This is a genomic window from Nocardia sp. NPDC056064 (genome assembly GCF_042266925.1).
Lineage (GTDB): Bacteria > Actinomycetota > Actinomycetes > Mycobacteriales > Mycobacteriaceae > Nocardia.
The window spans coordinates 281255-293376 of the sequence record NZ_JBHJWO010000001.1 but is presented as its reverse complement, the minus strand read 5'-3'; the positions used below and the strand labels follow the sequence as shown (position 1 = coordinate 293376).

Sequence of the window (12122 nt, the reverse complement as noted above, 5' to 3'; positions counted from 1 at the left end):
CACGCGGTGTTCGTTTGCTTTCTCGATTCGATATCCGTCAATATCGATGGATGTCGAATCGAGAGTTGCCGCTGAGTGTGGCCGCGCCCGGATGCGCGGCCACACCACGCACGCGTCCCCCGATGAGCGGCGAGACCGCGGTCGAGCTGGCGGGGCTGTTCAAGGCGCTGGCCGACCCGGTCCGGCTGCGGTTGCTCTCCTCGATCGCTTCGCGGGCCGACGGGGAGGCGTGCGTGTGCGATCTTTCGGCCGGAATCGACGTGAGTCAGCCGACGATCTCGCACCACCTCAAGGTGCTGCGCGAGGCCGGCCTGCTGACCAGCGAACGCCGCGCGTCGTGGGTGTACTACCGGGTCGTGCCGCACGCGCTGGCGCGGCTGTCGGAGGTACTCGCGGTCGAGGCCGGGACGGCGGTGACCGCGTGAGCGACACCGTCGAAGCCCCGTCGGTGGTCGGCGGGCTCTCGAGGCCGGACCGCTTCCTGCCGGTCTGGATCGGGGTCGCGATGGTCGCGGGACTGCTGCTCGGGCGGGCGATTCCCGGCCTGGGCGACGCGCTCGGCGCCGTCGAACTCGACGGCATCTCGCTGCCGATCGCGCTCGGTCTGCTGATCATGATGTACCCGGTGCTGGCCAAGGTCCGCTACGACCGGCTCGGTACCGTCACCGGTGATCGCCGGTTGCTGCTCGGTTCGCTGGTGCTGAACTGGGTGCTCGGTCCGGCGCTGATGTTCGCGCTGGCCTGGCTGTTGCTGCCCGACCTGCCCGAGTACCGGACCGGGCTGATCATCGTCGGCCTGGCCCGCTGTATCGCCATGGTCGTCATCTGGAACGACCTCGCCTGCGGCGACCGTGAGGCCGCCGCCGTCCTGGTGGCGCTGAATTCGCTGTTCCAGGTGGTCATGTTCGCCGCTCTCGGCTGGTTCTACCTCACGGCACTGCCCGGCCTGCTCGGCCTGGAACAGACCACCATCGACACCTCGCCCGGCCAGATCGCGCGATCGGTGCTGATCTTCCTCGGGATTCCGCTGCTGGCCGGATTCCTCACCCGCCGCGCCGGCGAACGCGCCAGGGGCCGCGACTGGTACGAGTCGCGGTTGCTGCCGCGCATCGGCCCGCTGGCCCTCTACGGGCTGCTGTTCACGATCGTGATCCTGTTCGCGCTGCAGGGTGAGCAGATCACCGCGCGGCCGTGGGACGTCGCCCGGATCGCGGTACCGCTGCTGGCCTACTTCGCGATCATGTGGGGCGGCGGATACGTTCTCGGCGCCGCGCTGGGACTCGGCTACGCGCGCACCGTCACCCTGGCGTTCACCGCCGCGGGCAACAACTTCGAACTCGCCATCGCCGTCGCGATCGCCACCTACGGCGTCACCTCCGGCCAGGCACTGGCCGGGGTGGTGGGTCCGCTCATCGAGGTCCCGGTGCTGGTCGCGCTGGTCTATGTCGCGCTCGCGCTGCGCGAACGATTCCCGACGACCGAAAGGCCCAGCGCCCCATGACATCCACACCCAGCGTCCTGTTCGTCTGCGTGCACAATGCCGGACGCTCCCAGATGGCCGCCGGATTCCTCACCCACCTGGCGGGTGACACCGTCGAGGTCCGTTCCGCGGGCAGCGCACCGGCCGACACCGTCAACCCGGCAGCGGTGGCCGCGATGGCCGAGCTCGGGATCGATATCGCCGGACAGCGGCCGAAGATTCTGACCTCCGACGCGGTCGAGACCTCCGATGTCGTCATCACCATGGGCTGCGGCGACACCTGCCCGTTCTTCCCCGGCGTCAGCTACCGCGACTGGGTGCTCGACGATCCCGCCGGACAGGGCATCGACGCGGTCCGCCCGATCCGGGACCGGATCAAGATCCTGGTCGAAGCCCTGATCGCCGAACTGGTACCGGTCGCGCGCTGATCGAGAACCCGATGGACCCACAGGCCCGGCCGCACTGCCGCGCAGACGCGGGTGAGCAAGGGTGGACGGTCCACGGCCAGCCACCAGCTCACGGCGGCCACGGCATACCCGGCGAACACCGATCCCACGGCCAAGGCGGCGAGCGCGCCCAGCACGAGCAGCGCCATGCCGCTCATCGCCACACGTCCGGATCGGCGGGCCGGTTCCGTGGCCGGTCGGAGCGGGCGCGGCGCGCGGCGTCCGCGAGGTCGACGATGTCGTAGGCCATCGCGCATCCCTCCCACATCACGTCCCGGCCGGAGGTGGCGGCCGCGGCGCGCCGGATCCGTTGCTGCCGGGTGAGCACCGCCGCCTGGACCTCGCGGGCGAGCTCACCCAGGGCACGCAGGTCGTCCGCGGCCGTGTCCAGCCAGGCACCTACCGATGTCTGCAACTTCATTGTCGCCACCCCGCCCGGATGTGTTGAGTGAACATTTGTACACTGAATACATCGAGGCTATCCGGTGACGACGGTACCGGCAACTCCCCTCCCGGAAGTCCCGGCCGGACAGTGAGGCTAGCGGCTCGCGGGCAGGAAGCGATAGTCCAGGGCCGTGGCGTAGTCCGGCAGCGTGGTGCTCGCGGGAATCTTGCCCTGGCCCTTGGCCCAGGTACCGAGTTCGCCGAGTTTGGCGGCCAGCTCCGGGGTGAGCTGGAGCGTGAAGTCGAACTGCGGCAACACCGTTCGCAGCAGCCCCGGTTCGAGCTGAGTCGCGGTGGCGACGGCCGCGATCGCCGGGTCGGACAGATTCCGCAGGTCCTGCCCGGCCTCGTCGAGCGCGGCGAAGAACGCCGACAACGCCGTGGCCTTGGTGGTGACCGCGCGCTCCGCGGCCAGATACAGGCTGTGCTGGCGGTAGCTGCCGCCGGTCAGCTCGACCGCGTCGGCGCCGAGCGCCTGCACGACCTGGGCCTGATAGGGCTGGAAGATCGACACCGCGTCCACATCGTGGCGGGTCGCGGCGGTCACCGTCGCCGACGGCGCCACCTGGACCAGCTCGGCCTCGATGCCGTTGTCGGCCAACGTATTCGCCGCGAAGTAGGCCGCACTGGTGCCGATCGGCGTCCCGATCTTCTTGCCCGCCAGATCCGCCACGGTGCCGATGCCCGCGTCGCGGCGGGCGATGATGCGCGAGCCCTCCCAGCGGGCGCCGTCGCCCACCACGCGCAGCGACGGCGACTTGCTGAGCACGGCGGCGCTGGGGACATCGGCCGCGGTGGCCACGTCGAGCTGACCGGCCGCGACGGCCTGCAGGGCCTCGATACCGGACGGGAAGTTCACCACCTCGACCTTCACACCGTGCTTGCCGAAATAGCCGGCCGCGGCGGCCACCGGCACCTGGGCCCACGACGGGTCGACCACGAAGCCGACGGTGAGGGTGGCCGGGTCCGCGGCGGTACTGTCGCCGCAGGCCGCGGTGGTGAACGCGAGGGCGGTCGCGGTGATCGCGGCGGTGACGAGCCGCGTCAGAGATGTCTTCACAGGTGTTCCTCGGGGGTGATGGGGTTCAGCGGGTGGGCTGGGCGATGCCCAGCCGGTGGTGCAGTCGCTTGCGGATCTCGCTGTAACCGGGGCGGTCGGCGAGGGTGTCCGCGGGGCGGGGACGGTCGAGCGGGTTGGTGATGCGCTCGGTGAGGCGGCCGTTGTCGAGCACCTCGACGGTGTCCGCGAGCCGGATCGCCTCGTCGATGTCGTGGGTGACGAACACGATGGTGCGCCGCGCGCGGGTCCACAGGTCGGTGAGCAGGTCCTGCATCTTCAGCCGGGTCAGCGCGTCGAGGGCGGCGAAGGGCTCGTCCATGAGCATCACGGCGGGTTCGCCGGCGAGCAGGCGGGCGATGCTCACCCGCTGGCGCATGCCGCCGGAGAGTTCGCTGGGGCGCCTGCCCGCGACCGTGCGGGCCAGTTCGACATCGTCGAGCAGGGCGGCGACGCGAGCGGGCCGGTCGGTGGCGCGGACACCGCGGGCGCGCAGGGCGAAGCCGATATTGTCGGCCACGCTCATCCACGGGAAGAGCACGTCGCGCTGGAAGGCGACGCCCCGGCGCGGGTCCGGGGCCGTCACCGCGGCGCCGTGGTCGGTGACCGTGCCCGAGGTCGGGGTGATGAGCCCGGCCAGGCAGTGCAGCAGGGTGGATTTGCCCGAGCCCGAGGCGCCGAGCAGCACCGTGAACGATCCGTCGGGGATCGTCAGCGAGATGCCGTCGAGGGTGGGGGCCGGGTTTCCCGGGTAGTGCACGACGAGATCGTCGGTCCGGATGGCCATGTCAGTGCTCCTCCGCGGCCCAGCGGGTCAGCGGGGCGGTGGTCGAGGCGATGGCCAGGTCGGCCAGGGCGCCGAGGACACCCAGCACGATCAGGCAGGCGATCAGCCGATCGGCCTGGGAGAACAGCTGGGCCTGGTAGATGCGGTAGCCGAGTCCCGCGGTGGTGCCGCTCATCTCGGCCACGACGATGAGCACGAAGGCCATCGCGGCGCCGACCCGGAGCCCGGAGACGATGTCGGGCGCCGCCTCCGGCAGCACGACCTCGCGCAGGATCTGGCCGCGGCCCGCACCCAGGCAGCGAGCGGCCCGCAGGTAGTCGCGCGGGGTGCTCGCCAGGCCCGCGTGCGTGTTGATCCACACCGGCACGAACACACCGAGCGCGATCACCAGCGCCTTGCTGCCCTCACCGAGGCCGAACCAGAGAATGGCCAGCGGCACCAGGCCGATGGTCGGGATCGGCGAGAGCAGCCGCAGGACGGGCTGGAGCAGGTTCCGTCCGAGGGTGGTGTTCGCGGTGACGACGGCGGCCCCGATCCCGGCGACGGCGCCGAGGGCGAATCCACCGACCGCCCGGCGCAGACTCGCCAGCACATCGGCGGCGAGCAGGTCCTCGCGCCCGAGTTCGGCGGCGGCGCGCAGGATCTCGGGCACACTGGGCAGCAGTTCGCGCGGGAACTGCCCGGACGCCACCAGCAGCGTCCAGGCGAGTCCGGCCAGGACCAGCCCCGCGACGGTCCAGCCGAGCGACCCGCCGCGCGAGATCCACGAGGCCACCGGCAGCCGCCGCGGATTCACCGCGGCGGGCCTGCGCACGGTGCCGGTCATGCGGGGACCCAGGCGAAGGGCACCGCGTAGGCCCGGTAGACCAGCGGAGTCAGGGTGAGCCGGTCGACGCCTGGCACCCGCGGCTCGCGCACCTCCGGCTCCCCGCCCACGCCGTAACCCACGTACGGGCTGTGGTACTCCCAGACCACCTCGCCCGCCGGGGTCACCTGGAAGATCCGGCCGTGCATGCCCTCGGTGATCAGCGTGTTGCCGTTGGGGAGCCGCTGGGCGTTGCTGACGAAGGAACTGAAGAACGTCCACGACGGCCGTCCGGAGTCCTCGGCGGTGTACTGCCAGACGATCTCGCGCGTGACCGGGTCGATCTCGAGCACCCGCGAGCCCGCGTAGATGCCCAGTGGCGCAGGCGGATACCCCGCGCCGCCCTGGTTGTCGAAGACCAGGATATTGCCCGCGCCGGGCAGCCCCTCGGGGATCAGGTGCGGATTGTGCTGGCCGGAGATCTGGTCGACCGGACGCGGCACGGCGTGCGCGTTGATCCGCTGGTGCTGGGCGCCCGGCGCGGCCTCGAAGTAGGGCCCGAGCCGCCAGAGCACCGCGCCGGACCCCTTGTCGATCAGTGCGATCACATTCGCCTTGCGGAAGCTGACCAGGATGTTGTCCGGATGGAAGACGCTGTCCGGGTCGGCGTCGTGCCAGCGGTTCGGACCCAGCGGGGTGGCGCTGTTCATCTCCAGGTAGCCCCACGGGTCCTCGGGGTCGCGGGCCGCGGTCTCGCGCAGGGCCTCGAATCCCGCTGCGGAGAAACCGAATTCGTCGAGATGGTCCCCGGCGAGCCACTGCCAGACTATCTCGCCGTCCGGCGCCACCTCGTAGAGTCCCTGGTCGCCGACGGTCGCCGGAATGCCGAGCTGGGCGACCACGCGGGGCACCGTCACCAGCAGCAGCCGGTTGCCGTTGGGCAGCAACTGCCAGTCGTGGTTCTGCCGGGCCGCGCCGCCGGGCGCCCGGCTCCCCCACTCCCACACCCGTTCGCCGGACCAATCGAGTTGCCCGACAGTGCCGTTGGCGTAGATCCCGCCGCGCCCGTCACCGCTCTCACCGAACTGCACCCCGAGATCGCCGAGCCTGCCGCCGTTGAGCGCCGGGTCGATGATGCGCGGCGGCACGCCCGCGTAGGGCCATTCGCGCACGACGGTTCCGTCGAGGGCGAGCAGACGGGTGACCGAGTCGGCACCGGTGAACAGCACCAGGCTGTCGTGGGCGGCGCCCGGTTCGTGATGGGTGACTCCCGTGAGTCGTGCGTAGGACATGTCGTCTACTTCACCTGTCGGTTGTTGCGCCCGTGGGTCGCGTCGGTAACGGATCTAATCGATTAGCGTAGAGACGGACACGGAACGGAACAGGGTAGGAATCGCGATGAACGAAAACCTTCGGCACCGGCGGCCGGGCGGGCAGACTGCCCCGGATGTGACCGCCAAACGACCCACCCTCGCCGACGTGGCGGCCCGCGCGGGCGTCTCCACGGCCGTGGTGAGCTATGTGCTCAACGACGGTCCGCGCCCGGTCTCGGAAGCGGCGCGCGCCAAGGTGATCGCCGCCGCCGACGCGTTGCGGTATCGCCCCGACCGGCTGGCCAGGGCGCTGCGCAGGCCCCGCCGGTGGCGGCAGATCGGGCTGCTCGTGCCGGATCTGACCATGCCCCTGTTCGCGGCCCTGGTGGGCCGGGTGGAGATCGAGGCCAGAGCCCGCGACCACCTCACCATGATCGGCAACACCGGCTACGACCCCGACCGCGAGATCGAGTTCACCACCGCGTTCACCGAGGTCGGGATCGACGGCCTGCTGGTCGCCGGCGCAGTGGATCCGGCCGGGACCAGCGCGATCTGCGCGCGGGCCCGGCTGCCGGTGGTGTGGGCGCACAACACCCGCACCCCCGTCGACGCGCCGCTGGTCCGGGCCGATCACGTGGCCGCGGGCAGGCTCGCCGCCGAGCATCTCGCCGAGGTCCACGGCTGCCGTGAACTGGTCTTCGTGGGCGGCTTCACCGCCGCCGACGTCCACTACGGCGACCGCGAGACCGTCGCGCAGCGGCACCGCGGATTCGCCGCGGTCGCCGGGGAGTCCGCGCCGGTCGTGCGCACCGATCTCACCGCCGCCGGGGCCTACGCGCAGGTCAGCGCGTATCTGCGCACCTGCGCGCGGCTACCGCAGGGCATCGTCGTGGGCACCAACGCCCAGGCCGCGGCCACGCTGCGGGCGATCACCGACGCGCAACTCGCTGTCCCGGAACAGATCCGGGTGGTCGGCTTCGACACCGACGCGGCGCGGCAGTTCGCTCAGATCACCCTGGCCTCGGTGCAGCAGCCGATCGAGGAGATCACCCGGCTCGCCCTGGACCGGCTGCTCGGCCCGTCGACGGAGACGGCGAACGCGCCGGAGCCCATGCCGGTCGTGCTGGCTCCCGGGGAATCGTGCGGGTGCGCGGGGCCGCTGTGACGACACCGCGTCCGGGGTATCAGCCTGCGCGCGAGCGGGTCTCACGGTCGGCGCGCGCGGTGCGCTCGCGTCCGGAACCGCGATGCGCGCGGATCAGCAGGGCGGCGCGCAGATAACAGAGTCCGGTGATGTCGTTGAGGTCGAAGCCGGTCAGCTGGCCGATGCGCTTGAGCCGGTAATCGACGGTATTGGTGTGCACGAACAATTCGCGCGCGGTCTGTGTGCGCCGCATGTTCGAGGCCAGATATACCTCGAGCGTTTGCAGCAATTCCGGGTGCGATTCGAGGGAATCGACGACCGAACTCAGATAGTCGCGGGCAGGTCCCTGACGGGTGAGCTGATATTCGAAGGCCAATTCGTGCGGCCGGTAGACCTTGCTCTCACCATCGAGCCGGTGCACTATTTCCACCAGTTCGTGGACCTGTTCGGCGGCGCGCGGTATTTCGGCGGGAGTGGCGGGCATCGTCACCGCCCGGACCGGCACCTGGGCCGCCGCGGACAGCGCGGTGATCAACTGATCCAGTTCGGGTTCGGAGAATTCGGAACAGGGCAGCAGCAGGGTGCCGCCGTCGACACTGAGCAGCGACAGCACCTTGCCCACGCACTGATTCGCCAATTCGGCCTGCACGCGCCGCAATTTGCGGCGGGCGACCACATTCGCGTCCAGCGAGGGGTCGAGTTCCTCGGGATGCGGCGGCAGGGCGAGCGCGATGACGTGATAGCGCTCGGCGACCTCGATCCCGCATTCCCTGGCCATGGTGGAGGTGTTCTGGCCGCCCAGCAGGGCCGAGGTGAGGGTGTGCACGGCGGTGTGGTGCTCGCTGACCACGGAGCGCAGCTCGCGCACGTAGGCCATCGAGACCGCCGAGGTGATCATGCTCTGGACGTCGGTGAGCCTGCGGGCCACGCCGACGACGGTGTCGTGGTCGTGATTGGTCACATGGGCGGTGACCAGGTCGAATCCGAGTTTGAAGCCCTCGTGCACGGCGGTGTGGATGGTGTCGATCGGGATGCCTTCGCGAGCCCAGCCCGCGGCTGCCGCCTGGATGCGCTCCAGGCGCCCGGGTAGGTCGCGGCCGTCGAGCACGCCGCCGGTGAGCTCCAGGCACACCCTGGTCACAGCGGTGACGTCACCGTCGAGGACTTCGCCGGGCAGTGTCGCGCAGGGCACGACATTCTCGATGAAATGCCCGACCATCTGGCGGGAGATCGCACGCACGTCCTTCAACGGGGTCGATACCGGACGACCGGCAGCGGTCAGGAACGGAGCGATGGATCGTGTGCCTGCCATGGTGAATCCTTCCCACCCAGATCAACTGGGCAAGGTCCCAACTTACCGCGTGCGGCACAGCGCCGCCTCGCCTTTGCCTGTGACGAACGGCAACGTCGATCCGGATCGATTGGGGGTTCCTACAAAATCGGGGCCACCCGGCGACGGCGAATCGCGGCGGGACCGCGCAATCCCGCGCACAGGGCGGTTCGCCACCGCCGGGGGCACTCCGGCTGACCCGTTACAGGCAGAAGCTCAGTTCGATCGGGCCGACCGGGATGGGCAGGCACACTTCCACCGAACCCGCGACGGGTTCGGGCGCCGCCGCGGTGGCTGTTCCGGCGCTCAGCGCGCCCGCGGACAGTACCAGGGCGACGACGGCGAGCGGACGGGCAGTTCTGGATTTCATAACGTAGACCTCGATTGCATTGTGTGACACATCCCCATCTCGGGGACATCTCGATCAGATCACAATGGACACGTCGAGCGGTGAAATCTCTTGAGTTTCTGACTTTCTCCGCACAATGCGCGGAATCGTCATGGATACCTACAACGCCGATCGCCGCCCGTGTCAGCCACGCCGACGACCCCCTCCCCCTTTCAGTTTATACACGATTCCGGGTCCTCATGACGCGCCGATTTCTGGTCCATAATCGCTGCCGTCGTCACGAAACCACCAGGTGAGGAGCAAGGATGAGCTATGTGCTCGACTTCGGCGAGGTCGATCGCACCCAGGGCGCGCTCGTGGGCGGCAAGGGGGCCAATCTCGGCGAGCTGACGCGCGTGGCGGGGGTCGCGGTCCCGGCGGGCTTCTGCGTGACGACCGAGGCGTTCACCCGGGTCCTCGCGGACGCACCGGAGCTCGTCGGGCTGATCGCGGTGCTCGCGGATCTCGCCCCCGGGGATCGCGACGCCGTCGCGACGCTCAGCGCGCGGATCCGGCACACGATCGAGAACCTGCCCGTGCCCGGCGAGGTGGCCGAGCAGATCCGCGCGGCGCACGAGCGCCTCGGGGTGACGGGTGCGTACGCGGTGCGTTCCAGCGCGACGGCCGAGGATCTGCCCACCGCGTCCTTCGCCGGGCAGCAGGACACCTTCCTGAACGTCGTCGGTCCGGCGGCGGTGCTCGCGCACGTCAGCCGGTGCTGGGCCTCGCTGTTCACCGAGCGTGCCGTCGTCTACCGGCTGCGGAACGGCTTCGGGCACAGCGTGATCCGGATGGCCGTCGTGGTGCAGCGGATGGTGCCCGCGCGGGCCGCGGGCATTCTGATGACGGCCGACCCGGTGACCTCCGACCGGCGGGTGGTGTCGGTCGACGCGGGCTTCGGGCTCGGCGAAGCGCTGGTGTCGGGACTGGTGAACGCCGACAACTATCGGGTGCGCGACGGGGTGATCGTCGACCGGACGGTGGCGACGAAGAAGCTCGTCGTCGAACCGGTGGCGGGCGGCGGGACACAGGTGCGCGAGATCGCCGGAGCCAGGCGCGCGGAGCCGGTGCTCGCCGATGCCGAGGTGCTGCGGCTGGCCGAGCTGGGCCGCCGGATCGAGGCCCATTTCGGCAGCCCGCAGGACATCGAATGGTGCCTCGACGGCCCGGAGATCCGCGTGGTGCAGAGCAGGCCGATCACCACGCTGTTCCCGATTCCGCGGGCCGCCGACGACGGCAACCACGTCTACATCTCGGTGGGGCATCAGCAGATGATGACCGATGCGATGAAGCCACTGGGGATCTCGTTCTGGCAGTTGACCAGCAGCGCCCCCATGCGCGACGCGGGCGGCCGGCTGTTCGTCGACGCCACCCGGATGCTGTCGTCCCCCGCGGCCCGCACCGCGCTGGTCGACGGGTTCGCCACGTCCGATCCGCTGATCGCCGACGCGCTGGCGACCGTGCTCGCACGCGAGGACTTCCTCCCCCTGCTCCCGGAGGCCGAGGCCGTGCGTGCACCGGCCGGGACCGTGCCCGCGGACCCCGCCGACGACCCCGATCCCGCCCTCGTCGGGGAACTGATCGCGAGCAGCGAGACCTCCCTCGCCGCGCTGCGGGCGAAGATCGCCGCCCTGACCGGCCCCGCGCTGATCGACTTCGTCCGCGACGACATCGCCGAGCTGCGGCGGGATCTGTTCAGCCCGCAGAGCATCCGGCTGATCATGGTGGCCATGGGCTCCACCCAGTGGCTCAACGACCGGCTGTGGGAGTGGCTGGGCGAGAAGAACTCCGCCGACGCGCTCACCCAGTCGGTGCCGGGCAATGTGACCTCGGAGATGGGGCTGGCCCTGCTCGATGTCGCCGATGTGCTGCGGCCGCACCCGGACATCGTGGCCTATCTGCGCCGGGTCGAGGAGACCGGGGCCGATGGCGATTTCCTCGACGAGCTGGCGACGCTGCCGGGTGGTCCGCCGGCCCGTGCCGCGATCGAGGACTTCCTCGCCCGGTTCGGGATGCGCTGCGCCGGGGAGATCGACATCACCCGGCCGCGCTGGCACGAGGAACCCACCACGCTCGTACCGATCCTGCTCGGCAACATCCGCAACTTCGGGCCCGGCGCGGCCGAACAGCGCTTCCAGGACGGGCTGCGCGACGCCGAACGGCAGCGGCGGCGACTGCTCGACCTGCTGCGCGCACAGCCCGACGGCGAGCGCAAGGCCGCCGAGACCGACCGGATGATCCGGCGCCTGCGCGCCTTCTCCGGCTACCGCGAGTACCCGAAATACGGGATGGTGAGCCGGTATTCGGTCTACAAGCAGGCGCTGCTCGGCGAGGCGGACCGGCTCGTTGCGGCCGGTGTGCTCGATGCCCCCGACGACATCTACTACCTGCGCTACGACGAACTCGCCGAGGTCGTCCGCACCCAGCGGGCCGACCCCGCCCTGCTCGCCGAGCGCCGGGCCGAGTTCCGGATATTCCGGACACTCACCGCGCCGCGGGTGCTCACCTCCGACGGCGAGGCGCTCACCGGTACGTACCGGCGCGCGGACCTGCCCGCGGGCGCGTTGCCCGGCACGGCGGTGTCGGCGGGGACGATCGAGGGGCGGGCCCGGGTGGTCACCGATATCGCGCGGGCCGATCTGGATCCGGGCGACATCCTGGTCACCGCCTACACCGATCCCAGCTGGACCCCGCTGTTCGTCGCCGTCGCCGGGCTGGTGACCGAGGTCGGCGGCCTGATGACCCACGGTGCGGTGATCGCCCGCGAATACGGGGTGCCCGCGGTGGTCGGCGTGGAGCACGCCACCGCGCGGATCCGCGACGGGCAGCGCATCCGGGTACACGGCACGGAAGGGTACGTCGAGATCCTCGGGTAGCCGGGGCAACCGTTTCCGATCGCGCCGAGTCCGTGCCCTGTGCCGGGCGGCG

General features: G+C 70.5%; 12 protein-coding genes. 5 read left to right on the top strand and 7 right to left on the bottom strand.

Annotated elements, in window-relative coordinates; all coding sequences use genetic code 11:
• Nucleotides 1–50 precede the first annotated feature (50 nt).
• From ACFC06_RS01430 to ACFC06_RS01420, 3 genes are read left to right on the top strand one after another with little or no spacing between them, the layout of a single operon-like run.
• Complete coding sequence (locus tag ACFC06_RS01430) at nt 51–425, top strand: ArsR/SmtB family transcription factor (RefSeq protein WP_375926460.1); 375 nt, start codon at nt 51–53, stop codon at nt 423–425.
• A complete protein-coding gene (arsB, locus tag ACFC06_RS01425) occupies nt 422–1501 on the top strand; it encodes an ACR3 family arsenite efflux transporter (RefSeq protein WP_375926459.1) in 1080 nt (359 codons plus the stop codon). Before ACFC06_RS01430 ends, arsB begins: the two co-directional genes overlap by 4 nt.
• Entirely contained in the window at nt 1498–1908 is a 411-nt protein-coding gene (locus ACFC06_RS01420) for an arsenate reductase ArsC (RefSeq protein ID WP_375926456.1), read from the top strand. The genes arsB and ACFC06_RS01420 overlap by 4 nt, the downstream gene beginning before the upstream one ends.
• Before the next feature lie 172 nt (nt 1909–2080).
• Here ACFC06_RS01420 and ACFC06_RS01415 read toward each other — a convergent pair whose 3' ends face one another.
• The 5 genes from ACFC06_RS01415 to ACFC06_RS01395 all read right to left on the bottom strand — a co-directional run bounded on the left by ACFC06_RS01415 (nt 2081) and on the right by ACFC06_RS01395 (nt 6311).
• Entirely contained in the window at nt 2081–2347 is a 267-nt protein-coding gene (locus ACFC06_RS01415; protein ID WP_375926453.1) for a hypothetical protein, read from the bottom strand.
• A 117-nt stretch (nt 2348–2464) separates the two neighbouring features.
• Nucleotides 2465–3430, bottom strand: coding sequence for an ABC transporter substrate-binding protein (locus tag ACFC06_RS01410; protein WP_375926450.1), 966 nt, complete (start codon nt 3428–3430; stop codon nt 2465–2467).
• 25 nt (nt 3431–3455) lie between these two features.
• Complete coding sequence (locus ACFC06_RS01405; RefSeq protein ID WP_375926447.1) at nt 3456–4214, bottom strand: ABC transporter ATP-binding protein; 759 nt, start codon at nt 4212–4214, stop codon at nt 3456–3458.
• 1 nt (nt 4215) lies between these two features.
• Nucleotides 4216–5040: an ABC transporter permease gene (locus ACFC06_RS01400; RefSeq protein ID WP_375926445.1), complete on the bottom strand. Its 825-nt coding sequence runs from the start codon at nt 5038–5040 to the stop codon at nt 4216–4218.
• On the bottom strand, nt 5037–6311 hold the full coding sequence (locus tag ACFC06_RS01395) for an aryl-sulfate sulfotransferase (protein ID WP_375926442.1): 1275 nt from the start codon (nt 6309–6311) through the stop codon (nt 5037–5039). Before ACFC06_RS01395 ends, ACFC06_RS01400 begins: the two co-directional genes overlap by 4 nt.
• A gap of 106 nt (nt 6312–6417) precedes the next feature.
• Between ACFC06_RS01395 and ACFC06_RS01390 the strand changes: the two genes are divergently transcribed.
• A complete protein-coding gene (locus ACFC06_RS01390) occupies nt 6418–7497 on the top strand; it encodes a LacI family DNA-binding transcriptional regulator (protein ID WP_375926439.1) in 1080 nt (359 codons plus the stop codon).
• A gap of 19 nt (nt 7498–7516) precedes the next feature.
• Here the strand turns inward: ACFC06_RS01390 and ACFC06_RS01385 are convergent, their stop codons facing one another.
• Together ACFC06_RS01385 and ACFC06_RS01380 are read right to left on the bottom strand one after the other, a co-directional pair.
• Complete coding sequence (locus ACFC06_RS01385; RefSeq protein ID WP_375926437.1) at nt 7517–8788, bottom strand: PucR family transcriptional regulator; 1272 nt, start codon at nt 8786–8788, stop codon at nt 7517–7519.
• Between the two features lie 220 nt (nt 8789–9008).
• Complete coding sequence (locus tag ACFC06_RS01380; protein WP_278261941.1) at nt 9009–9176, bottom strand: hypothetical protein; 168 nt, start codon at nt 9174–9176, stop codon at nt 9009–9011.
• Between the two features lie 284 nt (nt 9177–9460).
• On the opposite strand from ACFC06_RS01380, the gene rph reads away from it, so the two are divergent.
• Nucleotides 9461–12070 (top strand): rifamycin-inactivating phosphotransferase, encoded by a 2610-nt coding sequence (gene rph, locus ACFC06_RS01375; RefSeq protein ID WP_375926433.1) that lies wholly within the window; start codon nt 9461–9463, stop codon nt 12068–12070.
• Nucleotides 12071–12122 lie beyond the last annotated feature (52 nt).

Bases quoted from the DNA above. Each gene is read 5' to 3' on its own strand.
- ACFC06_RS01415 (WP_375926453.1), bottom strand. From the start codon at position 2,347: ATGAAGTTGCAGACATCGGTAGGTGCCTGGCTGGACACGGCCGCGGAC.
- ACFC06_RS01395 (WP_375926442.1), bottom strand. From the start codon at position 6,311: ATGTCCTACGCACGACTCACGGGAGTCACCCATCACGAACCGGGCGCC.
- ACFC06_RS01400 (WP_375926445.1), bottom strand. From the start codon at position 5,040: ATGACCGGCACCGTGCGCAGGCCCGCCGCGGTGAATCCGCGGCGGCTG.
- ACFC06_RS01385 (WP_375926437.1), bottom strand. From the start codon at position 8,788: ATGGCAGGCACACGATCCATCGCTCCGTTCCTGACCGCTGCCGGTCGT.
- rph (WP_375926433.1), top strand. From the start codon at position 9,461: ATGAGCTATGTGCTCGACTTCGGCGAGGTCGATCGCACCCAGGGCGCG.
- ACFC06_RS01430 (WP_375926460.1), top strand. From the start codon at position 51: ATGTCGAATCGAGAGTTGCCGCTGAGTGTGGCCGCGCCCGGATGCGCG.
- ACFC06_RS01405 (WP_375926447.1), bottom strand. From the start codon at position 4,214: ATGGCCATCCGGACCGACGATCTCGTCGTGCACTACCCGGGAAACCCG.
- ACFC06_RS01380 (WP_278261941.1), bottom strand. From the start codon at position 9,176: ATGAAATCCAGAACTGCCCGTCCGCTCGCCGTCGTCGCCCTGGTACTG.
- ACFC06_RS01390 (WP_375926439.1), top strand. From the start codon at position 6,418: ATGAACGAAAACCTTCGGCACCGGCGGCCGGGCGGGCAGACTGCCCCG.
- ACFC06_RS01420 (WP_375926456.1), top strand. From the start codon at position 1,498: ATGACATCCACACCCAGCGTCCTGTTCGTCTGCGTGCACAATGCCGGA.